The organism is Salinispora fenicalii (genome assembly GCF_000514815.1).
GTDB lineage: Bacteria > Actinomycetota > Actinomycetes > Mycobacteriales > Micromonosporaceae > Micromonospora > Micromonospora fenicalii.
On sequence record NZ_AZWQ01000008.1, the window covers coordinates 33711 to 56553 of the forward strand.

Here is a 22843-nt window from a genome sequence, read left to right on the forward strand (position 1 = left end):
CCGTTCCGGCCCGCGCGCACGCGCCCACGCATCAACCGCATTGAGCGGCAGTGCCAACTCCGCCAGGCGGCAACGACCCTACGAATTGCAAGATCTGGTTAAAACACCAGTAATTAATCAGATGTCGATACACTGGTCGAACGTCTGCTACCGCGGCGCACCGTCGAGCGGCAGCAGCCGCACCGGCCCCTGACCGAGCAGCGCCAACGGGTCCAGATAGGTGTCGCCGCGGCGCAGGCCCCAGTGCAGGCAGGCCGCAGCCAGGCAGCCCGGGTGCCCGGCCCGCAGCCGACCGATCGGCACTCCGGCCAGCACCCGCGCGCCAACCTCGACATCGGCATGCACCGGCTCATAGGTGGTCCGCAGCCCGGCGGCGTGGGTCACGGTGAGCACCGGGCGGCCAGCCACGGCACCGGCGAAGGTGACCGCACCATCGCCCGCTGCCAACACTGGCGCGCCGGCGTCGGCGGCCAGGTCAACGCCGCGGTGACCGGGAAACCAGGGCTGCGGCGGTGGGTCGAACCGCCGCACAACCGGCGGCTCCCCGGACAGCGGCCACCGAAAGGCCGGGAGCGCCCCGGGCAACGGGGAACCCGCCACAGCCGGCGTGGAACCAACCCCAAGCAACACGGACCCACTCAACGACGGCATGGGCCCAACCACCGGCAACGAAGAGCCCACCAACAGCGACCGGGGCCCGACCACCGGCGACGCGGGCACGGCAGGCGTGGTGACCAGCCCGGCGCTGAGCAGGATGGCGAGGATCGGGGACGGCTTCATGGCGGCAGCCTGCCCGGACCGCCGATCGGCGGCCACCCCCGCCCAGCTCACCTGTGGATAGCAATAGCACTGTGGACAGATTGTGGGGAGCGATTCGATCTGCTAAACGAGGCCGGGCTGGGCCCGTGGTGGGACCGGGGTGACGTGCTGTTTCAGGGCGATGGAAGCTGGGCCCGCCGGGAAGGGAACGGGAGGGTCAGCGGTCCGGAGGGTCAGCTACCGAACCCTGAGTCGGCCGGCAACGAGATATCCGGCTTCTCCAGCTCCTCCACGTTGACGTCCTTAAATGTCATCACCCGGACGTTCTTGACAAACCGGGCAGGACGGTACATGTCCCATACCCAGGCGTCGTGCATCTCGACCTCGAAGTAGACCTCGCCGTCCGAGTTACGCACGTGCAGGTCGACCTGGTTCGCCAGATAGAACCGACGCTCGGTCTCCACGACGTAGGAGAACTGGCGGACGATGTCGCGGTACTCCCGGTAGAGCTGCAGCTCCATCTCCGTCTCGTACTTTTCGAGATCTTCCGCGCTCATCCCATCCCGCCTTCCATGGCCACATCATTCCCCACCGACCCCGCAGCCCAGGGCCGCTCGCCCAACGCCACGCCGACGGTACCCTTTACCGCCCCGGCGCGTTCCATCGCCTCGTCGGCCGCGGCGACCAGGGGTCGTCGGGCCCGGGGCGGGGCCCCGTGCCGGCCGGAGACGGTCGCGACATTGACATACGAGAACCGGTGTTCCGGGCACGGCCCGCGTTCCCGCAGCGCAGCCGAGTGCTCAGCGGTGATGTAACCCTTGTGTTCCGCGAACCCGTAACCGGGGAACTCCAGGTCCAGCTCCACCATGATTCGATCTCGGGTGACCTTGGCCAGCACGCTGGCTGCCGCGACACAGGCCGCCACCCGGTCGCCCTTCCAGACCGCCAACCCGGGCACGTCCAGCCCGTCCACCCCGAAGCCGTCGGTCAGCACGTACTCGGGCGGGGTGGCAAGTGACGCCAGCGCACGACGCATCGCGGCCAGGTTGCACACGTGCAGTCCGCGCAGGTCCACCTCCGCCGCCGGGATCACCACCACCGCGTACGCCGATGCCCGAGCGACCACCTCCGCGTACACCCGCTCTCGACTGGCCGGGGTGAGCAGCTTGGAGTCGGCGAGTCCGTCGACTTCCCCGCGTCGCCCGGGGGGCAGGATCGCGGCGGCGGCCACCAGGGGGCCGGCGCAGGCGCCCCGACCGGCCTCGTCGGCGCCGGCCACCTGCCGAAATCCGCGTCGCTGCAGGGCACGCTCCAGCGCGTAGAGCCCGCCGTCGCGGCGGACGACGGTACGCGGCGGCGTCAGCATGGCCCGCCCCCGTCCGCGCTCCCCCACGGTTCGACGACCAGGCGACGGCCGGGCAGGGCGACGAGCAGCACCCGGGCGGGACGACGGAAGGCGTGGGCAACGGTCACCGTCCCAGCCTGCCAGACGCCCTCGCCATCGCCTACCGGGCCTACCCGGCCCACCGGCTCAGGTTCCGGGCCGAGGAATGGGGCCGTACTGCTCGGGGACGCTCAGCCAGCGCGCCCGGTCCAGCGGCCAGAAGATCGTGAAGGCCCGACCGACGAGACGGTCCTCGGGGATGGTCGCCTCGTGGACGTCCTCCCCCGACTGCTGCCAGTGCTGCAACGAGTCGCCCGAGGCCGACCGGTGGTCACCCATCACCCACAGCCGCCCCCGCGGTACGGTCACATCGAAGTCCTGGTCAGCGGGCTGGTCCCGCTCGCCACCGACCGAGTAGAGGTACGGCTCGTCCAGGGCAACCCCGTTGATCGTGATCCGCCCCTGCTCGTCGCAGCAGACCACGTGGTCGCCGCCGATGGCGATGACCCGCTTGATGAAGTCCTCCCCGTCCGGGTTGCCACTCCACGAGGTCGGCGCCTTGAATACGACCACCTCGCCGCGCTTCGGCGAGCGAAAGTCGTACACCAGTTTGTTGACCAGCACCCGATCGTCGATCTGGAGCGTGTTCTCCATCGACGGCGACGGGATGAAGAAGGTCTGCAACACAAAGGCACGCACCAGCACCGCGACCAGAATCGCCACGCCCAGGAGAATCGGCAGCTCCTTCCAGAAGGAGTTGCGGGACTTGTCGGTCTGCTCGTCAATCACGGAAAGGAGCCTACGTTGCCGAGCTGGGCGGCACTGGACGGAACGCGCGAGAACTACGCCACGCGGCCGAGAGCGGCAGAAGCAGCAGCACGCCACCGTCGGGGCGCGGTTCAACCGGCTGCGGCCCGCTGGTCGGGGAACCCGGCGGCGCCGCAACGTTCGCGAAGGTATCTGGTGTGGAGAGAGCACTCCACCGCGACGATGGCCACACCACGCCGAACGCCCGTCCGACCACATTGTCGATCGGCACCGGGCCCTGACAACGGGCGTCCTGGGAGACCAGCCGGTTATCACCCAGCACGAAGAGCTGCCCGGGTGGGACGGTTACCTCGTCGAAGCGACGCGCGCGGCACTCGCCCGGATTCGGCGGGAGGTCCAGCGGCGAGTCGCGCCACACGTACGGCTCGTTGATTCCGATGCCGTTGACGAGCACTCGCCCCTGCTCGTCGCAGCAGCTCACCCGGTCGCCCGGCAGCCCGATGACCCGCTTGATGAAGTCCTTCTCGCCGGTGCCGCCGACCCCCACCAGATCGCCGAAGGTGGCGGTGAGCCGGCGCAGGAACCCGGGTTCGGGCTCCCCGTCAAGCTGGGTGGCCCACCGCTGCGGGCCGCGGAAGACCACCACCTCACCCCGCAGCGGGTCCCGTACGTCGTAGACGACCTTGTTGACCAACACCCGGTCCCCGACGAGCAGCGTCTCGGTCATCGAGCCGGACGGGATGAAGAACACCTGAAGCAGGAAGGTCCGGATCAGCACCGCGAGGCAGAAGGTGACAGTCAGCAGCAGCGGCAGCTCTTGCCAGAGCGGCAACGGACGGCGGCGTCGCCGGGCTCGGCGACGGCGTGGATCGACCGTGCCGTCCTCGTCGCGCGTCTGCACCACGCCTCCCCGGTCCGCAGAAACGACACTACCGCCCGGGGACCTGGTCGAGGCCTCCGGACGGCAGTGGACACCTGCCCCGCCGCTGGGCGGTGGCATCCGGCTGCGCTGGCACGTCCCGGGTGGTGCCCTCCGGTTCGTACACCATACGCGCAGCTCAGACTGGGTGGTGCAGCACGATTCAGCTCGGCTGCTTCTCCCGCTTCTCCTTGATCTTCGCCTTCTTGCCGCGCAGCTCGCGGAGGTAGTAGAGCTTGGCCCTCCGGACATCACCGCGGGTCACGACCTCGATGCGGTCGATGGCCGGGCTGTTGATCGGGTAGGTGCGCTCGACCCCTACCCCAAAGCTGATCTTGCGGACCAGGAAGGTCTCCCGCAGACCGTCACCCTGACGACGGATGACGACGCCCTGGAAAATCTGGACCCGGGACCGGTTTCCCTCGACGACCCGTGCGTGCACCTTAACGGTGTCACCGGCGCGGAAATCGGGAACGTCGGTCCGCTTCGACTGGGCGTCAAGCGCGTCCAGGATGTTCATCGCTGCGTCCTCGCGAGGCTCACGGCGCATCGTCAGTCGATGCGCGAATGGGTGATTCTGACCCTCGGATGGTCGCCGGCACTCGCCGGCCCCGGTCGAGGGTCCTCGCAGCCATCCGCGGCGCGGTTGACTGCGGCAACCCCCTATTTTGCCACATCGCCGGGGGCAGCCAGGAACCCGGCCTGCTCCAACGTCGCCCGGTCCTGCCGGTCCAGGCACTCCGGAGCCAGCGCGGCGATCATGTCGGGGCGCCGGTCGACCGTCCGCACCAGGGCCTCATCCCGGCGCCAGCGGGCGATCTTCCCGTGGTCGCCGGAGCGAAGCACCGCCGGTACCTCCTGACCCCGCCAGGCAGCGGGCTTGGTGTACATCGGCGCCTCCAGCAGCCCGTGGGCGTGCGACTCTTCGTCCAGCGAGCCAACGTTGCCGAGCACCCCGGGCAGCAGTCGAGTCACCGCCTCCAGGATCACCAGCACCGCCACCTCGCCGCCGAAGAGCACATAGTCCCCGAGAGAGACCTCGGTGACCGGCATCCGACTCGCAGCGTGCTCAAGCACCCGCTGGTCAATCCCCTCGTACCGGCCACAGGCGAAGAGGAGGTGCGGCTCGGCGGCCAGTTCGTGGGCCAACGCCTGGGTGAACGGAACACCGGCTGGCGAGGGCACCAGCAGCCGGGGCGGGTTACCTCCCGACGGGGCGAGCGCATCCAGCGCCTCCCCCCACGGCTCCGGCCGCATCACCATCCCCGGCCCCCCGCCGTACGGCGTGTCGTCGACCGTCCGGTGCACGTCGTGGGTCCAGGTACGGAGGTCGTGCACGGCCAACTGGAGGGTGCCACTGGCCCGGGCCCTGCCGATCAGCGACAGGTCCAGCGGAGCGAAGTACTCCGGGAAGATCGACACAACGTCAACGCGCATTGCGGGGCTCCAACAGCTGTGCGGGCCAGACTGCCCGGTCAGAGGTCGAGCAGGCCGCTGGGCGGATCCACGACCACGCGACCGCCGGCGAGGTCAACCTCGGGAACGATCGCCTGGACGAACGGAATCAACACGTCCCGGCGGCCGGGACGGCGCAGCACCAACAGGTCCGCGGCGGGGGCGTGGTCGATCCGGACGATCTCACCCAGCCGTTCCCCAGCCGGGGTGACCACGGCCAGGCCGACCAGTTGGTGGTCGTGGAACTCCTCCGGGTCCGTCGGCGGGGCCACGTCGGCGCGGTCCACCCCGACGAGGGTGCCGCGAAGCGCCTCGGCGACGTTGCGGTCGAGCACACCCGCGAAGGCGACCAGCAGCATCCGCCCCTGATGCCACCGCGATGCCTCGACGGTCAGTTCACCCGGCACCTGGTACGCGCCGGGGTGGGCGGGCACGTGCGCCCCGGGCTCGGTGCGCAGCACCGAGCCCGGGGCGAACCGCGTCTCAGGTTCATCGGTCCGCACCTCCACGGTCACCTCACCGCGGATCCCGTGCGGTTTGCCGATCCTGCCGACGACGAGCATCAGTACGAGTCGACGATGTCGACGCGTACGCCGCGTCCACCGATGGAACCGATGACCTGGCGCAGCGCCTTAGCGGTCCGCCCGGACCGCCCGATCACCGTGCCGAGGTCCTCCGGGTGCACGCGGACTTCGAGCCGCTTGCCCCGCCGGGAGTCGACCAGCCGGACGCGGACATCGTCGGGGTTGTCGACGATGCCCTTGACCAGATGCTCCAGCGCCGGACGCAGTGCCACGTCAGCCCTGCTCGCCGGAGCCTGCACCGGCCTGCTCCTCGGTCTTCGGCGCCGCCTCGTCGGTCTTCGGCGCCGCCTCGGCCTTGGCGGCCTTCTTCGCCGGCTTGGTCGGAGCCTCCGCCAGACCAGCAGCAGCCTTCGCCTCAGCCTCGTAGGCCGCCTTGCGGTCGACCCGCTCGGGGGCGACCTTCAGCGGCTCGGGGGCCGGCAGGCCCTTGAACTTCTGCCAGTCGCCGGTCTTCTCCAGCAGGCGCTGCACCGCCTCGCTCGGCTGCGCGCCCACGGAGAGCCAGTACTGCACCCGGTCCGACTTGACCTCGATCACCGAAGGGTCGTGCTTCGGCTGGTAGATCCCGACGAACTCGATCGCCCGGCCGTCACGCTTGGTGCGCGAATCGGCGATGACGATGCGGTACTGCGGGTTGCGGATCTTGCCCATCCGCAGGAGCCGGATCTTTACGGCCACAGTGTTTTCGCTCCTGTTGTGTTTCCACCGACCCTGGACGGGCGGTGCACGGGTGAGCGCGCTCTCCGGCACAGTGGGGTTGGGCCGGAGACTGCTCGGGTGGACTGACGTGGTGCCCGGGTAGAGGGCGCCGGACCCACGCCGGATACCAGCCAGCCATTCTGCCAGATCGGACCGGGAAGCCTCACATCGGACCGGCCCCGGCTCACCATTCGATTATGACGAAGAGCACACTGATTCAGTTTGGTCGGCCGACCGTGCTCGCGGCAGTCGCCTTGCGGCCGAGTGGGGAGCCGTCAGCGCGCCGGCGGCCGGTCCCACCCGGGCGGCAGGTCCAGCGGGGCCGTCCACTCGACCGGCGGCACGAAGTCACACCAGGTGCCGTCGAACGGGAACTCACCCGCCTCGGCCCGGGCGATGACTCGCTTCCCCTCGGCCCAGACCTCGTCCGGGTCCGGCACCCAGTAGTGCGCCGGGAAGTCGAGCCGCTCGGCGAACTCGTCCTCGTCCTTCCACTCCCAACGGCGGTCCGCGTGGACCAGCACGTCGAGGTCCTGGTCCAGCACGTCAACTCCGGCGAGCCCACCGTCGTCCCAACGAACGCCGTGCTCCTCGAGGTTGACGTACCAATGGGTGAAACGCCCCTGCGCGTCACGAAACCACCAGACCGAGTGCGCCGCCCCGACCGGCAGGAACTTCAACAGGGGTGGCCCCTGCCACCGCGCGACCGTCAGCCGGTACGCCGAGACGATCCATTCGGCGAACGGAATCGCCCGCATTCCGACTCCGGCGTCTGTGGTCTCGCTGGCCACCAGGGAGCCCTGGGGGATCCACAGCAGCAGCCCCCGATCGTCGTCGCTGACCACGCGCGCCGGACGAACCCACCCGATCCGCCCCCGCCGCACGTTGCGGTGCACCACCAACCGCCCAGGCTCAAACCTCACCTGGCCGACCCTACCGCCCGCCGACGGCCGGTCGGATCACCGAGCCCACCCAACCGACGACCGGCTGGAACGCGTGACTCGGTCGGATCGCCGAGCCCACCAACCGACGGCCGGTTGGACGCCGGTGGCCCGGTTCGCTCCGCTCGCTGTCGAGCTGCCCCATCTGTGGGCTCGAGCCAGCTCGAGCCAGTTGGGCCGGGGCCGGTCGGTAGCGATACCGATCCGGGTCGGACCGGGCGGTGGCGGGGACCGGGTCGGTGCGGGCGGTGCGGGCGTAGCTCAGTAGGCCCGGGACAGGATGGCGACCAGGTCCGGCTCGTCCTCGCTGTCCGGCACCGAGCCATCGGCCCGGATCAGGCACCGCACGGTGACGCCCTGGGCGTTCGCCTCCGCCTCGCCCTTGGCGCCGACCACCGACCACGGCACCCGGGCCCAGCCCGTCGCCGCGGCCTCGATCGCCTCAGCCAACGTCCCCACCTCACGGGTCCGCGCCTGTCGAAGGGCGAGCGCCTGGTCGTGCAGCGCCTGCTGGTCGGCGTCGAGAGCCGCGCGCACCACGCCGACAACGTCGGCTACCGGAACTGGGGACTTCGAGCCGTCCGTTCGCCGGACCACGACCGCGTTCCCCGCGGCTAGGTCGCGAGGGCCGATCTCGACGCGGATCGGATAGCCGCGCAACTCCGCGTCCACCGCGCGACGCCCGAAGGGGGTGTCGGTCCGGTCGTCGAGCGCGACCCGGACACCGGCATCTCGCAGCGCGTCGTGCAGCCGCGTGGCGGCCTCACCGACCCCCTCGCCGTCCTTGACGACCATCACGTACGCCTGGACCGGCGCGAGCTTCGGCGGCACCCGCAGACCGTTGTCGTCACCGTGGCACATGATCAGACCACCGAGCATCCGGGTGGAGGTGCCCCACGAAGTGGTCCAGGCGTACTCCCGACCCCCCTCGGCCGAGGTGTAGCTGATGTCGAAGGCGCGGCCGAAGTTCTGCCCCAGCTCGTGGCTGGTGCCCAGCTGGAGCGCCTTGCCATCGCCCATCATGCCCTCGAGGGTGTAGGTGGCGGTCGCACCGGCGAACCGCTCCCGGGCGGTCTTGAGGCCCACCTGCACCGGGATGGCGAGGACGTTGACCATCAGGTCCTCGTACGCCTCGTGCAGAATCCGTCGCGCGTAGGCGCGGGCGTCCTCGCGGGTCGTGTGCGCGGTGTGCCCCTCCTGCCAGAGGAACTCGCTGGTACGCAGGAAGATGCGGGGACGAAGCTCCCAGCGGACCACATTCGCCCACTGGTTGAGCAGCAACGGCAGGTCTCGGTACGAGTCGACCCACTTGGCCATGAACTCGCCGATGACGGTCTCGCTGGTCGGGCGTACCACGACCGGCTCGGCGAGCTGCTTACCACCGCCGTGGGTGACCACCGCCAGCTCCGGCGAGAAGCCCTCGACGTGCTCGGCCTCGCGTTTGAGGTGGCCCTCCGGGATGAAGAGCGGGAAGTACGCGTTCTCCGCGCCGGCAGCCTTGATCCGGTTGTCCATCTCGGCCTGCATCCGCTCCCAGATGGCGTAGCCGGCTGGTCGGATCACCATGGTTCCCCGGACCGGGCCGTTGTCGGCCAGCTTCGCCTTGGCGATCAGGTCCTGGTACCAGCGGGGAAAGTCCTCCGCACGGGGAGTGAGCACGCGCGCCATGACCGCACATCCTATGTGCCGCCGGGGCGGTCGCTACCAGCGGGCGGTCGCTCCACCCCGGACCGCCGACCGCCCGGGTGGATCAGCGCAGGACCCGGCCGCGGAGGACGACGCGGGTGGGGGACCGGACGACGCGGAGATCGCGACGCGGATCCTGCGGGTAGACAACCAGATCGGCCAGGCCCCCCTCGACCAGGCCGGGGAAGCCAAGCCACTCGCGGGCCCGCCAGGAGGCGGCGGCGAGGACGTCCTCGGCGGGTATCCCGGCCTCTTCGTGCAGCAGCAGCATCTCCTCGGCGGCCAGACCGTGCGCGATGCCACCGCCGGCATCCGTGCCGACGTAGATCGGGACGCCGGCCTGGTAGGCGGCGCGGACCACCTCGGGGAAGCGGTCTCGCAGGGCGAGCATGTGGTCGGCGTAGCTGGGGAACTTCGCCCGCGCCTGGTCGGCGATGCCGCCGAAGGTCCGTATGTTGATCATGGTGGGTACGAGCGCGGTGCCCTGCCGGGCCATCACGTCGATCAGGTCCAGGCTCAGACCGGTGCCGTGCTCCACCGAGTCGATCCCGGCCCGCACCATGATCTCGACGGCGGACTCGGAGAAGGTGTGCACCGCGGCGCGGACCCCGGCGGCGTGCGCGGCCCGAACCGCGGCGGTCATGGTCTCCGCGTCCCAGGCCGGGGCGAGGTCGCCGACGCCACGATCGATCCAGTCGCCAACCAGTTTGACCCAGCCGTTGCCGGCGTCGGCCTGCGCGGCGACGGTCGCGGTCACCTCTGCCGCACCGACCTCCACCCCGACGCCGCGCAGGTAGCGCTTCGGCGGGGCGATGTGCCGGCCGGCCCGGGCCAGCCGCGGCAGGTCCGAGGCGTCGTCGAGCTCCGGATACGGGTACGGGGAGCCGGCGTCCCGGATGGCGAGCACCCCGGCGTCGCGGTCGACATGGGCCAGCTCGCGGGCCTGGTCGACCGAGGTGATCGGCGCCCCGCCCTGGGCGATGCCGATATGGCAGTGCGCGTCGGTCAGGCCGGGGAGCAGAAAGCCACCATCCGCGATGGTCTCCGCGCCGGCCACCGGCTGGAAGGTCACCCGGTCGCCGACCAGCCAGATGTCCCGGACCTCGTCTTCGGGCAGGAGCACACCGCGCACGTGCAGAGCCATACGCTCAGTCCTACCTGATCGCCCGCCGGGGCGTGCGGGCAGGCCACCCGCCGGCGGACCGCGGCCAGTGCCGGATCAGCCGCGACCCGCACTGACCTCGCCCTGCTTCAACCCCGGTCAACGGGGGCGCTGGTCCCCCTTGCCGAGCTTGTTGAAGTCGATCTTCGGGAGCTTGAATCCCGGTGGTAGCCCCTGGCCGGCCAGGTCGTCGGGGTTCAGGCCGGGCGGCAGCTGCGGCATGCCACCGGGGAGGCCGCCCCGCGCCCCCGTGCCGGTCCGCGACCGACCGCCGCCCTTCCCGCCCTTGCGCTTGTTCTTCGGCGACTTGGTCGCCTTTCGGCGCCCTCCGGGCAGACCCATCATGCCGCCCATCTGCTTCATCATCTTCTGGGCGTCGGTGAAGCGGTTGAGTAGCTGGTTGACGTCCATCACGGTGACTCCGGAGCCGTTGGCGATGCGGGCCCGGCGCGAACCGTTGATGATCTTCGGGTTGGTGCGCTCGGCCGGAGTCATCGACCGGATGATCGCGGTGACCCGGTCGAAGTGCTTGTCGTCCACCTCGGCGAGCTGGTCTTTCATCTGCCCCATGCCGGGCATCATGGCCAGCACGTTGGCGATCGGCCCCATTCGCCGAACCGCGATGAGCTGGTCGAGGAAGTCCTCCAGGGTGAACTGCTCACCGCCCATCAGCTTGGCGGTCATCTTCTCCTTCTGATCGACGTCGAAGGCCTGTTCGGCCTGCTCGATCAGAGTGAGAACATCGCCCATGCCGAGAATTCGGCTGGCCATCCGGTCCGGGTGGAAGACATCGAAGTCCTCCAGCTTCTCGCCGGTGGAGGCGAAGAGGATCGGCTGGCCGGTGACCTCCCGGACCGACAGCGCGGCACCACCACGGGCATCACCGTCGAGCTTGGAGAGGACCACACCGGTAATACCGACGCCGTCCCGGAACGCCTCCGCGGTGCGCACCGCGTCCTGGCCGACCATGGCGTCGATGACGAAGATGACCTCGTCCGGGTTGACCGCGTCCCGGATGTCGGCCGCCTGCTGCATCATCTCGGCGTCGATACCGAGGCGGCCGGCCGTGTCCACGATGACGATGTCCCGGGCTGCCCGCCGAGCGTGCTCGATCGAGGCGCGGGCCACCTGCACCGGGTCGCCGACGCCGTTGCCGGGCTCCGGGGAGTACACCTCGACGCCGGCGCGACCACCGAGCACCTGGAGCTGTCCGACGGCGTTGGGGCGCTGCAGGTCGGCGGCGACCAGCAACGGCTGGTGGCCCTGGCCGCGCAGCCAACTAGCCAGCTTGCCGGCGAGCGTGGTCTTGCCGGAGCCCTGAAGACCGGCCAGCATGATCACGGTCGGCGGCTGCTTGGCGAACTGAAGCCGCCGCGCCTCACCACCGAGGACGTTGACCAACTCTTCGTTGACGATCTTGACGATCTGCTGGGCCGGGTTCAGCGCCTGGGAGACCTCGGCGCCCCGCGCCCGCTCCTTGACTCGCGCGATGAAGCCCTTGACCACCGGCAGCGCCACATCCGCCTCCAGCAGCGCGAGGCGGATCTCGCGGGCGGTGGCGTCGATGTCGGCGTCGGTGAGCCGTCCCTTACCGCGGAGCTTGGTGAAGATCCCGGACAGGCGGTCACTCAAGGTGTCAAACACGCGAACATCCCGTTTGTCAGAGTTCTGGTGAGCACGAGCACGGCCAGACGAGCTGTCCAGCCACCGCTAGGGTATCCGGCCCGCGATGCACCCGCTTCCGGCCGGCACACCCGACGCACCCAGCGCCGCCCGCGCACCCGCCGGCCGCCGGACGGCAATCGCCCCCTCTCATCGCGCCGCAGCCAGCACAGCGGCGGAGATCCGAGCCTGGGTCTCGGCGTCCAGACCGGCACCGACCAGGTAAAATGCGTCCACCACGGCAGCGCCGAGGGTGGAGATCCGCGCCGCCCGCAGCTGAACTCCCACCTCGTCCAGCGCCGCGCTGACCCGGTAGAGCAGACCGGCGGCGTCGGCCGCCCGCAGCTCCAACACCACCGCGTCGGTGGCCGCCTCCCGGTACCACCGCACCTGGGGGGCGGGCCCCGCGCCCCCCGCGGCGGCGGCCCGACCCCGCAGCCGCTGGATCACCGACCCGTCGCCGGTCACGGCCCGACGCAGGTCGGCGCCGAGCGCTACCGGATCCGGCGCGAGGCCGTACCGGGGTTGGACCCGGAACTCGACCAACGCCCGTCCGGACACTGTCGAGGCGTCCGCGGAGATCACGTCGAGCCGGTGCACGGCCAGGCAACCGGCCACCGTCGTGAGCAGGCCACGCCGGTGGGCCGCCGCCACCGCCACCTCGTCCCCGGTCAGGCGGACCACCGGCAGCGGGCCGGCGACCAACGCCGGATCCGGTACGGGCGGTTCGGGTAGCCGGCCGGTGTCCAGTGTGGTGCGGACCCGGGCCACCAGCTCGGCGACGAGCCGTTCCTTCCAGCGCGACCAGGCGGCCGGGCCGGTGGCCGCCGCGTCGGCCCGGACCAGGGAGTGCAGCAGCTCCAAGGTGCTGGTGTCGACGACCTTCGCCGCCACGCCGGCCACGGTCACCGGATCGGCCAGGTCACGCCGGGTCGCGACCTCGGGCAGGAGCAGGTGCAGCCGGACCAGCCGCCCGATCAGCGCCACCTCGGCCGTGGGCAGGCCGATCCGGGCGGCGACCGCCTCCGCGATCGGCGCACCGACCTGACTGTGGTCACCGGGTAGCCCCTTGCCCACGTCGTGCAGGAGGGCGCCGAGCAGCAGCAAGTCCGGCCGATCCACCTCCCGGGTACGGCGACTGGCCTCGTACGCGGTCTGCACCAGGTGCCGGTCGAGGGTGAACCGGTGCACCGGGTGGTGCTGGGGCAGGCATCGGATCCGGGTCCACTCCGGCAGCCAGCCATCCACCAGCCCGTACCGGTCGCACGCCTCCCACGTCGACACCAGCCCCGGCCCTGCGCCCAGGAGCGTGACCAGGGCGGTGCGCGCCGCGGCAGGCCAGGGAGTCGGCAGCGGCGGGCAGTAGGCGGCCAGCCACTCGCCGGTGGCCGCCGCGATCGGCAGACCGGTGGTCGCCGCCGCCGCCGCGACCCGCAGGGACAGGCTCGGCTCCGGGCGCACCCCGATCACGGTGCGGGCGAGCACCAGCTCACCGTCGTGCTCGACCACGTCCCGGGCCACCGGTCGACGGAGCGGTCGCCCATCGGCGCCCCGGCGCCGGGTGCGGAGTCGGTCGGCCGCCCGGAAAGCGTCGTCCAGGGCATGGCTGACGGTCCGGGCGTCGTTGGCGACTCGGCGCAGCAGCAGGTCCGCCTCGTCCACCGGCTCCGCCGCCGGGTCGGTCCGCGGCTGGCGCAGCCCGAGCAGGGCGGCGACCCCGTCGCGCTCCGGGGCGACCAGCCGGTCCACCCGCCGGCCGACCCGCAGGTGCAGCGCGTCGCGGGTGTCCAATAGCCGCAGGTGGGCGGCACGGACCGCGGGCCGCAGCGCGGTGGTGACGCCGGCGCGGGCGATCGCCCGGAGGAGCCCCACGTCGCGAAGCCCGCCGGCGGCCTCCTTGAGGTCCCCCTCGAGCAGGAAGGCCAGCTCCCCATGGGCCGCCCACCGGGCCTCGGTCAACTCGCGCAGCCCCGGCAGTCGGCGCACCGCGCTGCGTCGCCACTGGTCGGCGGCCAAGCGAACCAGCCGGTCGGCCAACGCCTCGTCACCCGCGACGAAGCGGGCGTCGAGCAGGCCCAGAGCCACCCGGACATCTTCCTGGGCGACCGCGAGAGCCTCGGGGACGGTTCGTACCGAGTGGTCGAGCCGCAGCCCGGCATCCCAGACCGGATACCAGATGCTGGCGGCCAGCTCGTCCACCTCGGGTACGTCGGCGTGCAGCAGCAGCAGGTCGAGGTCCCCGTACGGGGCGCACTCACGACGGCCGAGCCCGCCCACCGCCACCAGCGCGACCCCGTCCCGGCCGGGCAGCAGCTCAGCGAGCCAGCTGTCGATGGACGTGGCCCGGGCCGCCCGCGCGGCGGCGTCGATCCCGCCGGGAGCACCGGTGACCTCGTTGATCAGGAGGTCCGGTCCGGCCGCACACTTCTTGATCAACGAGGTCATCGGTACCTGCTCCCGCCCGCGGAACGCCTACACGGCGTCGAGACCGCGTTCACCCGTACGGACCCGGACGACCTCCTCGACCGCGGTGACCCAGACCTTGCCGTCACCGATCTTGCCGGTCCGGGCGGCGGCGACGACAGCATCAACGATCTTGTCAACATCCAGCTCGTCGGTGAGTACCTCCACCCGGATCTTGGGCAGAAACTCCACCGTGTACTCGGCACCCCGATACACCTCGGTGTGCCCCTTCTGACGGCCGTAGCCCTGGACCTCGCTGACGGTCAAGCCGGCCACACCGAGCGCGTGCAGGGCCTCCTTCACCGTGTCCAGCTGGTATGGCTTGATGACCGCGGTCACCAGCTTCATGTCCAACCCCTCCATTCCGGCAACGTTAACCAGCGACCTGTTCGACGGCGGGCCCGCCGCTCACCGCCGACCTCCCGCCGACGAGGCCGACGCGACCTGCTGCTCCGCGGCGCTGCTCTCCCCGACCGGCTTCCCGCCGGCCAGGCCCGCCGCCGCGAACGCGCCCCCACCGGCGGAACCGGCGGCGGGCGAGAGGTCGTAGCCGCTCTCGGCGTGCTCGGCGATGTCGATCCCCTCGACCTCGGCCTCCTTGCTGACCCGGAAACCGATCGTCTTCTCCAGGACGAGGGCGAGGACGAACGCCACCGCGAAGGAGTAGCCGGTGACGATCAACGCGCTCAGCGCCTGGACGCCCAGCTGGGCCACCCCACCCCCGTAGAAGAGGCCCTCGTCGCTGACGAGCGAGCTGACCGACGACGTGCCGAAGAGACCGATCCACAGGCAACCGATCCAGCCACCGACGAAGTGCACGCCGACGACGTCGAGGGAGTCGTCAAAGCCCAGCCGATACTTCAGGCTCACCGCCAACGCGCAGACCGCACCGGCGACCAGGCCGAGCAGCACCGCGGCCCACGGAGTGATGAAGGCGCAGGCCGGGGTGATCGCGACCAGTCCGGCGATGGCGCCGGAGGAGGCGCCGACCAGGGTCGGCCGACCGTCCCGCGCCTTCTCCACCACCAACCAGCCGAGTACGGCGGCGGCGGTCGCCACCTGGGTGTTGATGAAGGCCAGCCCCGTGGTCAGGTCCGCGGTCAACTCGGAGCCGGCGTTGAAGCCGAACCAGCCGAACCAGAGCAGGCCGGCACCGAGCGCGACCATGGGAACGTTGTGCGGCTTCATCGTCTCCCGGGGCCAGCCGAGCCGCCGGCCCAGCACCAGCACCAGGGCCAGCGCCGCCGCCCCGGCGTTGATGTGCACCGCGGTCCCACCGGCGAAGTCGAGCGCGCCGAGCTCCGCACCGATGAATCCGCCGCCCCAGACCCAGTGGGCGACCGGGAAGTAGACCAGACTCGCCCAGCCGACCACGAACAGCAGCCAGCCGGAGAACTTGGCCCGGTCGGAGATCGCACCGCTGATCAGGGCGACCGTGATGACAGCGAACATCATCTGGAATGCCATGAAGACGTAGAGCGGAATGCCGGTCTCGCCCCACAGGTCGGTCTCCGCCATGAAGGTCTTGGTGCCGAGGTACTGGCCGAGGTCGCCGATGACCCCGCCCTGATCCGTACCGAAAGCAGCGGAGAAGCCGTAGAACAACCAGAGAATGCTGACGAGCCCGATCGCGGAAAAGCTCATCATGATCATATTGAGGACGCCCTTGGCCCGGTTGAGGCCGCCGTAGAACAGCGCCAGTCCGGGCGTCATGAGCAGCACGATCGCGCTCGACACCAGCAGCCACGCGGTGTTACCGGTGTCGATGGTCGGTGCTTCAGGCACGCTGGCCTCCTAAGGTGAAGTTCCCTCCTTAACGGCTTCCGAGGCAGCGCTGCCCGTCCACCGGTTACCCGGAAGCCTGCTCGTTCCCTGTTTCCGGTAGCGTCACCCATCGATTTCCAGGCGGTGACGACCTGTTTCGTACGTGTGAAGCGGGCCTCGACCAACCAAACGGATGATGCCGGGACCGGCCGATTGCCGACCCAGCGCAGCCCCAGAGCAGGGTCTGGGGCTCCACTGAACCTCCGATGCCGCAGGTGGCGAACACCGGGCCCAACTTGGGCCCCCTTCCCTGTGACGCAGAAAAGCAGCGGCCCCGTTCTCACCGAAATCGGCAGGAACGGGGCCTTGGTGAATCCGACGTGTCCGGCCCGCTACCCGGAACAACCGGGTACGTTGACGCAGTTGTTCGGCCTGTTCTTCGCCACGACGGTGCCGGTGGCGGTGTTCAGGTTCACCGTTCCACCCGCCGCGTTGAAGATGCCGCCTCCATCGGTGACAGCAACGTTCTTCACAATCTTGGAAGTGGACAGGGTGGCCGTACCGACGGCGGAGTTGAAGATTCCACCGCCCTCTTCGCCTGCCTGGTTGCCGGCGACCGAGGTCCGCCGCAGTACTACCTGCCCACTGTTGAGGATTCCCCCACCGTTGATGACAGCGGTGTTGCCTGCTACCCGGCTGTCCTCGAGGACCGCCGCGGGGGGCACCGGAATCCCCGCCGCGACGAACAGCCCGCCCGTGTCGAACTCGGTCGCGGTGTTGTTGAGGATGCCGACGCGTCGCATCGTGGTCTGACCGAATACCGCGACGCCCCCCGTGTCGCCGGCGGTGTTGTCCGCAATCTTGGAATCGGCGATATAGCCGACCTCGGCGAGCTGGATGCCTCCGATGGTTTGGGCTCGATTTCCCGTGATGAAACTGTGTTCAATTCGGATCGCACCACCACCAACGGCGCTTCCTATACCACCCGCGATGCTAGCCGTATTCTTGTCCACCCGTGCGGAGCCGACGGTGAGCTGACCCGTGGTGTGGACCCCACCACCATTCACGGCGGCGGTGTTGCGGCTGATGCTGGAGTGCTCGGCGACAACCGTTCCACTGCTGGCCACACCTCCACCGTTCTGGTCGGACACGTTGTTCACGACCTCGACGTGCTTTAGGGTGGCGCGGCCACCAGCGTTCACCAGGAGGCCACCGCCGTCGCCTCCGGCGGTCTGCCCGCCGGTGACGGTGAGGTGTGTGAGGGTGAGGTCACCACCGACGTCCACGGCGAGAATGCGAAACGGGTCGACTGCGGCGGCGCGTTCAATGGTGGTGTGTTTTCCGCCGTTGAGGGTGATCGGGGTGGTGATGGTGGGAAGGCCGGCATCGTCGAGTTCGGCGGTGAGCAGATAGGTGCAGTCCTTGGCGAGGTCGAGGAGTGCGCCGCCCCGGGCATTGGCAAGGGCGATCGCGGAGATCAGTTTGTCCGTGTCGCAGGGGACGGGGATGCCCGTCGAGTGCTTTCCGGTGGTGGCAGCGGCGCTCCCGTCCGCACCAGCAGCGGAGGCGGCGATGCCACTGGTGACGGTGAGGGCCAGGCCGGTCACACCGGCGAGCCCGACGGCCCACCATCGTGGTCTCGCCCGGCCCCCGCCGGGGCGACCAGGTTCGTGTGTGCGGTGCTGATGGTTCATGTCGTTCGGTGCCCTTCCCCGTCGTCAACGCGGAACGCACACCGGTAGGCCGGTTGGCGCTCCTCGGCTACCAGGTAGGTCGTAGCAGCCACCACCGAAGCAAAACCGACATAAAGCCCAAATGAACATGAACCTGAAACAGCTACCCATATGTGCGTAATGTCTAGACGGACACGTCGGCGCAGGGCACCCACCCACCAGCTCTCGCCGTGCCGGCACCCAACTCCGGCCGCTACCAACGGCACCGAACGACTACCCCGGAGCCCGAAGCGCGCCCTCAAGAATGTGCCGCTCGTATTCGAGCAGACGCAGGTCTCGCATCGGACGGCGAAGGTGGCCCCGGTTGACGATCCGCACGAAGGCCGGATCCCCGGCGGCGGCCATCCGCCGGATGCCCTCCACGTGGTCAACGATCCGCTTACGGATAGTACGGACCAGCCGATGCCGGTCGCGCGGGATCAGCCCGTACGCGTCGGCGAAGAGCCGCAGCCGCCGCGGCCGGTCCGGGCGCCGCCATCCGAGGGTGATCGAGTCCCGGTCGGCGAAGAGCGGCACCCAGGTCCAGGCCGCGTACGCGACGTCGTAGATGCGGGAGCCCGGCGAGGCGAGATCGAAGTCGATCATGCCGAGGGTGCCGTCCGGGCGCCAGATGACGTTGTGCGGGGCGGCATCGTGGTGGCAGATCACCTCGTTCTCCGGCGACGGGCCGAAGGAACGCCACACCGCCCCCTCCGGCAGGACGAGCCCGTACTGCGCGTCGTGGAACATCCGCAGCATCGTGGCGACCGTCACCAGCGCCTCGTCGGTGACCCAGTGCGGGGCCAGCGGATACTCCCCGCACTCCCCCTCCAGGTACGACAGCACCTCGCGGTTGCGCTCATCCATCCCCAGTGCCCGGGGGGCGCCGGTGAAGCCCGCGTACTCCAGGTGCCGCAGCAGGGCGTGCACCGACGGGGTCCACGGACCGGCGTTGCGCCGGACCGTGTCCCCGACCCGGACCACCGTGCTCACGTTGCCGCCGTGCAGCGGGATCTCATGGGCCATCACATAGGGCCGCCCGAGGCGGGACGTCGGGCGGTCGCGCCACCCCGCGTGGACGCGATCGTCATTCATCACCGTGGGGTTACACGTCCGGCCCGGTCTCGACGCCCAGCAACGCGTCCACGAACTGCGCGGGGTCGAACGGAGCCAGGTCGTCTTTGCCTTCGCCGAGGCCGACCAGCTTCACCGGGATACCCAGCTTGCGCTGCACGGAGATCACGATGCCACCCTTGGCGGTGCCGTCGAGCTTGGTGAGCGCGACGCCGGTCACGTCCACCGCCTCGGTGAAGACCCGCGCCTGTTCCAGACCGTTCTGGCCGGTGGTGGCGTCGAGGATCAGCAGCGTCTCGTCGATCGGACCATGCTTCTCCACCACCCGCTTGACCTTGCCCAGCTCGTCCATCAGGCCGACCTTGTTCTGCAGCCGGCCGGCGGTGTCGACCAACACCGTGTCCACCCCGGTCTCGATCCCGCGTTTGACCGCGTCGAAGGCGACGCTGGCCGGGTCAGCCCCCTCCGGGCCCCGGACGGTCTCCGCCCCGACCCGGCCGGCCCAGGTCTCCAGCTGGTCCGCGGCGGCGGCGCGGAACGTGTCGGCCGCGCCGAGAATCACACTCCGGCCATCCGCCACCAGCACCCGAGCAACCTTGCCGCACGTGGTGGTTTTCCCGGCCCCGTTGACCCCCACCACCAACAGCACCGCCGGCACACCGTCCTTCGGCGCGGTGTGCAGGGCGCGGTCCAGCTCCGGGTCGAGGGCGTTGACCAACTCGGCGGCGAGCAGCGTGCGCAGCTCAGCGACGGTACGGGTGCCGAGCACCCGAGTCCGCTCGCGGAGCCGGTCAACGATCTCCCGGGTGGAGTCGATGCCGACATCCGCAGTGATCAGGCTGTCCTCGATCTCCTCCCAGGTCTCCTCGTCGAGGCGGTCCCGGCTGAGCAGGCCCAGCAGCCCCTTGCCGAACACGCTCTGCGAGCGGGACAGTCGGGAGCGGAGCCGGACCAACCGTCCGGCGGTCGGCTCCGGGACCTCGACCGGGACCTCAACCGGGACCTCCGGCACCGGCACCGGGGGAGCCGGCGGCGGCTCGACCAGGATCCCGATGGGCGGCTCCGCTTCGGCCGCCTCGACCGGCGGTCCGGCAAGGTCCTCCTCGGCGCGGGTCTCGACCTCCGTCGTCGGCAACGGGGGCTCCCGACGGCGGCGCAACTTCGGCGCCACCAGCCCGACGGTGCCGAGAATCAGCACGCCGAGCAGGGCGAGTGCGATGAGGAGGTAATCCGTCATGCCCGAAATCCTGTCAGACGCGGGCGACTGCGTCTCCACCACCGCACCCCCGCCGGAAACCGGCGGGCAATAGGCTCGTCCGCACCGCAGTGCTGCGCCCGCCGGCCGGGGAGGCAGGACGACACGCTCATCGGGAGGCCCACCATGTCCGCCGCAGACCTGCTCGTCGGCCCACTGCTTCGCCGGGTGGTCGGCACGCAGGCCACCATCTGGGTGGAGACCAGCGCCCCAACGACGGTCACCGTCCGTACCGCCGACGGCGCCACCGGCACCGCGCCCACCTTCTCCGCCTACCAGCACCACTACGCCCTGGTCGTGGTCTCCGGGCTGACCCCCGACACCGCCAGCAGCTACGAGGTGCTGCTCGACGGGGAGCCGGTCTGGCCACTGCCGGGACCGTACCGCCCCAGCGTCATCCGCACCCGGGCCGCCGACGACCGGGACCAGCCGGTACGCCTGGTGTTCGGCTCGTGCCGGGAATCCACCCAGCACGCCACCGCCCACCGGCTGCCCCCGGACGCGCTCGACGCGTACGCCCGCGGGCTGGCCGCCACCGGCGACCCGGCGGACCTGCCCGACCTGCTGGTGCTCCTCGGCGACCAGGTGTATGCCGACGAGACCTCACCGACCGTACGGCGGCTGCTCCGGCGGCGGCGCCGGCGGCCGGTGGGCGCGCCGGTCGACCAGGTGGTGAGCTTCGACGAGTACACCAAGCTCTACCTGGAGTCGTGGCGGGCCCCGGAGACCCGCTGGCTGCTCTCCACCGTGCCGAGCGTCATGATCTTCGACGACCACGAGATCGTGGACGACTGGAACACCTCCGCCGCCTGGCGCGCGGACGCCCGCGCCCAGCCCTGGTGGAGCGAGCGCATCAGCAGCGGGCTCGCCTCCTACTGGGTCTACCAGCACCTCGGCAACCTCGCCCCGGAGGAGGTTGCGGCCGACCCGCTCTACGCGAAGGTGACCGCCGCCGCGGACGCCACCGATACGCTCCGTGAATTCGGTCAGCAGGTCGACCAGGAATCCAACCTCGCGCACGAACCCGCACAGCGACGGGCGGTGCGGTACCGGTGGAGCTTCGCGCTCGATGTCGGCCGAACCCGCCTGGTCATGCTCGACAACCGGTGCGGCCGGGTGCTGAAGCCGGGCCGGCGGGCGATGCTGCCGCCGGGCGAGTGGTCCTGGCTGGTCGACCAAGCCCACGGCAACTACGACCACCTGGTCCTGGGCTCGTCCCTGCCCTGGCTGCTTCCACCGGGCGTCCACCATGTGGAGGCGTGGAACGAGGTGCTCGCCGACTCCCACCGGCGCTGGGTGGCCGAGGCGGCGGAGAAGCTGCGCCGCGCTGTTGACCTCGAGCACTGGGCGGCGTTCCGGCACTCCTTCGACGCGCTCGGTGCCCTCTTCGCCCGGGTCGGTGGCGGCACGCCGGAGCGGGCGATCCGGACTCGTCGTGAGATCGGGCAGACCGGATGGACCGGGCAACCCGGACAATCGGCGCAGCCCGGGCAACCGGCGGAGCGTGACCCCGGCGCCCCGCGGCCAGCGTCGATCAGTGTCCTCAGCGGCGACGTGCACCACTCGTACGTGGCCCGGGCCCGGTTCGCCGATCCCGCGGTGGTCACCCCGGTACACCAGCTCACCTGCTCCCCGCTGCACAACCAGGTGCCGGACGCGATGCGGCTACCGCTGCGGCTGGGCTGGTCACCTGCTCTGGCCCTGGCCGCCCGAGCGCTGTCCCGTACCGCCGGGATCCGCCGGCCGGCGCTGCGCTGGACGAAGCTGGCCGGGCCGTACTTCGGCAACGCCATCGGTACCCTGCGACACGACGGGCGGTCGGCCGAGGTGACGATCGCGGGCACCACCAGCGCGGGTGCGCTGCAGGAGGTGATGCGCCACCAGCTCACCAGCGACTGACGCCCGGCCAACACCGAAGGCGGTCCCGGCTCGCCGGGACGGCGCCGGGTCCGGTTCACATGGCGCCGGCACGAGCTCCCGCCGGGGTGGTGCGCTCGTCCCGGACCCGCTGCGCGAGGATTCGGGCATGACTTGGACAGCACCTAAGATCGACCGCCGAACCGAGCCCGAGCTCGGTGCGGAACGCGCCCTGCTCACCGGCTGGCTCAACTACCACCGGGACACCCTGCTGCACAAGTGCGTCGACCTGACCGCCGACCAGCTACGCATCGCGAGCGTCGAACCGTCCACGCTCTCCCTCCTCGGCCTGGTTCGGCACATGACCTACGTCGAACGGGCCTGGTTCCGGCAGCGTTTCGCCGGGCAGGACCTGCCCGACCTGTTCGACTTCACCGCTGATCCGGACGCTGAGTTCCGGGTGGAGACCGCCGACCCGGAGGCCGATTTCGCCGCGCTCCGGGCCGAGATCGCGGCCGCCGACGACGCCGCCGCCGGGCGCGATCTCGACGAGGAGTTCACGATGCGCCGGCGGGACGGCAGCAGCTACCAGCTCAGCCTGCGCTGGGTCTACCTCCACATGATCGAGGAGTACGCCCGGCACAACGGCCACGCCGACCTGATCCGGGAACGCCTCGACGGCGTCACCGGAGACTGACC

Annotated in this window: 22 protein-coding genes; 2 read left to right on the forward strand and 20 right to left on the reverse strand. The window is 70.5% G+C overall.

Translation table 11 applies throughout. The features are described 5' to 3' along the window. Positions 1–147 precede the first annotated feature (147 nt). The 20 genes from B116_RS0100140 to ftsY form a co-directional block, all read right to left on the reverse strand. Entirely contained in the window at positions 148–780 is a 633-nt protein-coding gene (locus B116_RS0100140) for a murein hydrolase activator EnvC family protein (protein ID WP_050591824.1), read from the reverse strand. Positions 781–992: 212 nt separating this feature from the next. Next, complete coding sequence (locus tag B116_RS0100145) at positions 993–1316, reverse strand: DUF2469 domain-containing protein (RefSeq protein WP_011905215.1); 324 nt, start codon at positions 1314–1316, stop codon at positions 993–995. After that, positions 1313–2125, reverse strand: coding sequence for a ribonuclease HII (locus B116_RS0100150; protein ID WP_027658841.1), 813 nt, complete (start codon positions 2123–2125; stop codon positions 1313–1315). Before B116_RS0100150 ends, B116_RS0100145 begins: the two co-directional genes overlap by 4 nt. 165 nt (positions 2126–2290) lie before the next feature. After that, positions 2291–2932, reverse strand: a complete 642-nt coding sequence (gene lepB, locus B116_RS0100155) for a signal peptidase I (protein WP_018722132.1) — start codon at positions 2930–2932, stop codon at positions 2291–2293. Positions 2933–2942: 10 nt separating this feature from the next. Then, a complete protein-coding gene (lepB, locus tag B116_RS0100160) occupies positions 2943–3815 on the reverse strand; it encodes a signal peptidase I (RefSeq protein ID WP_027658842.1) in 873 nt (290 codons plus the stop codon). A 178-nt stretch (positions 3816–3993) separates the two neighbouring features. Further along, complete coding sequence (rplS, locus tag B116_RS0100165; RefSeq protein ID WP_018218952.1) at positions 3994–4350, reverse strand: 50S ribosomal protein L19; 357 nt, start codon at positions 4348–4350, stop codon at positions 3994–3996. Positions 4351–4493: 143 nt separating this feature from the next. Further along, positions 4494–5267 (reverse strand): tRNA (guanosine(37)-N1)-methyltransferase TrmD, encoded by a 774-nt coding sequence (gene trmD / locus B116_RS0100170; protein ID WP_027658843.1) that lies wholly within the window; start codon positions 5265–5267, stop codon positions 4494–4496. Between the two features lie 38 nt (positions 5268–5305). Beyond that, on the reverse strand, positions 5306–5848 hold the full coding sequence (rimM, locus tag B116_RS0100175) for a ribosome maturation factor RimM (RefSeq protein ID WP_027658844.1): 543 nt from the start codon (positions 5846–5848) through the stop codon (positions 5306–5308). Then, entirely contained in the window at positions 5848–6108 is a 261-nt protein-coding gene (locus tag B116_RS0100180) for an RNA-binding protein (protein ID WP_018722136.1), read from the reverse strand. The genes rimM and B116_RS0100180 overlap by 1 nt, the downstream gene beginning before the upstream one ends. Then, entirely contained in the window at positions 6083–6547 is a 465-nt protein-coding gene (gene rpsP, locus B116_RS0100185) for a 30S ribosomal protein S16 (protein WP_011905207.1), read from the reverse strand. The genes B116_RS0100180 and rpsP overlap by 26 nt, the downstream gene beginning before the upstream one ends. 296 nt (positions 6548–6843) lie before the next feature. Next, complete coding sequence (locus B116_RS0100190; RefSeq protein ID WP_027658845.1) at positions 6844–7491, reverse strand: DUF402 domain-containing protein; 648 nt, start codon at positions 7489–7491, stop codon at positions 6844–6846. 279 nt (positions 7492–7770) lie between these two features. Continuing rightward, positions 7771–9177: a proline--tRNA ligase gene (gene proS, locus B116_RS0100200; protein ID WP_018722138.1), complete on the reverse strand. Its 1407-nt coding sequence runs from the start codon at positions 9175–9177 to the stop codon at positions 7771–7773. Between the two features lie 82 nt (positions 9178–9259). Further along, positions 9260–10339, reverse strand: coding sequence for an amidohydrolase family protein (locus B116_RS0100205; RefSeq protein WP_027658846.1), 1080 nt, complete (start codon positions 10337–10339; stop codon positions 9260–9262). A 117-nt stretch (positions 10340–10456) separates the two neighbouring features. Beyond that, positions 10457–12001: a signal recognition particle protein gene (gene ffh / locus B116_RS0100210; RefSeq protein WP_018722140.1), complete on the reverse strand. Its 1545-nt coding sequence runs from the start codon at positions 11999–12001 to the stop codon at positions 10457–10459. Between the two features lie 168 nt (positions 12002–12169). Beyond that, positions 12170–14464 (reverse strand): [protein-PII] uridylyltransferase, encoded by a 2295-nt coding sequence (locus tag B116_RS0100215; protein WP_027658847.1) that lies wholly within the window; start codon positions 14462–14464, stop codon positions 12170–12172. Positions 14465–14491: 27 nt separating this feature from the next. Continuing rightward, a complete protein-coding gene (locus B116_RS0100220; protein ID WP_188115979.1) occupies positions 14492–14830 on the reverse strand; it encodes a P-II family nitrogen regulator in 339 nt (112 codons plus the stop codon). 60 nt (positions 14831–14890) lie between these two features. Further along, positions 14891–16267, reverse strand: a complete 1377-nt coding sequence (locus B116_RS0100225; protein WP_027658849.1) for an ammonium transporter — start codon at positions 16265–16267, stop codon at positions 14891–14893. Between the two features lie 371 nt (positions 16268–16638). Further along, positions 16639–17853: a right-handed parallel beta-helix repeat-containing protein gene (locus tag B116_RS0100230; protein ID WP_027658850.1), complete on the reverse strand. Its 1215-nt coding sequence runs from the start codon at positions 17851–17853 to the stop codon at positions 16639–16641. Positions 17854–18192: 339 nt separating this feature from the next. Further along, positions 18193–19053: an aminoglycoside phosphotransferase family protein gene (locus B116_RS0100235; RefSeq protein WP_018722145.1), complete on the reverse strand. Its 861-nt coding sequence runs from the start codon at positions 19051–19053 to the stop codon at positions 18193–18195. Between the two features lie 10 nt (positions 19054–19063). Then, entirely contained in the window at positions 19064–20269 is a 1206-nt protein-coding gene (ftsY, locus tag B116_RS0100240) for a signal recognition particle-docking protein FtsY (RefSeq protein ID WP_018722146.1), read from the reverse strand. Between the two features lie 144 nt (positions 20270–20413). Between ftsY and B116_RS0100245 the strand changes: the two genes are divergently transcribed. Both B116_RS0100245 and B116_RS0100250 read left to right on the forward strand, forming a co-directional pair. Beyond that, positions 20414–22186 carry an alkaline phosphatase D family protein gene (locus B116_RS0100245; RefSeq protein ID WP_027658851.1) on the forward strand — a complete coding sequence of 591 codons (1773 nt, stop codon included), beginning with the start codon at positions 20414–20416 and terminating at the stop codon, positions 22184–22186. A 127-nt stretch (positions 22187–22313) separates the two neighbouring features. Beyond that, positions 22314–22841 (forward strand): DinB family protein, encoded by a 528-nt coding sequence (locus tag B116_RS0100250; RefSeq protein WP_027658852.1) that lies wholly within the window; start codon positions 22314–22316, stop codon positions 22839–22841. The last annotated feature ends 2 nt before the right edge of the window (positions 22842–22843 follow it).

Coding starts and splice junctions, on each gene's coding strand:
- B116_RS0100140 (WP_050591824.1), bottom strand. CDS start 780: ATGAAGCCGTCCCCGATCCTCGCCATCCTGCTCAGCGCCGGGCTGGTC.
- B116_RS0100145 (WP_011905215.1), bottom strand. CDS start 1,316: ATGAGCGCGGAAGATCTCGAAAAGTACGAGACGGAGATGGAGCTGCAG.
- B116_RS0100150 (WP_027658841.1), bottom strand. CDS start 2,125: ATGCTGACGCCGCCGCGTACCGTCGTCCGCCGCGACGGCGGGCTCTAC.
- rplS (WP_018218952.1), bottom strand. CDS start 4,350: ATGAACATCCTGGACGCGCTTGACGCCCAGTCGAAGCGGACCGACGTT.
- trmD (WP_027658843.1), bottom strand. CDS start 5,267: ATGCGCGTTGACGTTGTGTCGATCTTCCCGGAGTACTTCGCTCCGCTG.
- rimM (WP_027658844.1), bottom strand. CDS start 5,848: ATGCTCGTCGTCGGCAGGATCGGCAAACCGCACGGGATCCGCGGTGAG.
- proS (WP_018722138.1), bottom strand. CDS start 9,177: ATGGCGCGCGTGCTCACTCCCCGTGCGGAGGACTTTCCCCGCTGGTAC.
- B116_RS0100205 (WP_027658846.1), bottom strand. CDS start 10,339: ATGGCTCTGCACGTGCGCGGTGTGCTCCTGCCCGAAGACGAGGTCCGG.
- B116_RS0100215 (WP_027658847.1), bottom strand. CDS start 14,464: ATGACCTCGTTGATCAAGAAGTGTGCGGCCGGACCGGACCTCCTGATC.
- B116_RS0100220 (WP_188115979.1), bottom strand. CDS start 14,830: ATGAAGCTGGTGACCGCGGTCATCAAGCCATACCAGCTGGACACGGTG.
- B116_RS0100235 (WP_018722145.1), bottom strand. CDS start 19,053: ATGAATGACGATCGCGTCCACGCGGGGTGGCGCGACCGCCCGACGTCC.
- ftsY (WP_018722146.1), bottom strand. CDS start 20,269: ATGACGGATTACCTCCTCATCGCACTCGCCCTGCTCGGCGTGCTGATT.
- B116_RS0100245 (WP_027658851.1), top strand. CDS start 20,414: ATGTCCGCCGCAGACCTGCTCGTCGGCCCACTGCTTCGCCGGGTGGTC.
- B116_RS0100250 (WP_027658852.1), top strand. CDS start 22,314: ATGACTTGGACAGCACCTAAGATCGACCGCCGAACCGAGCCCGAGCTC.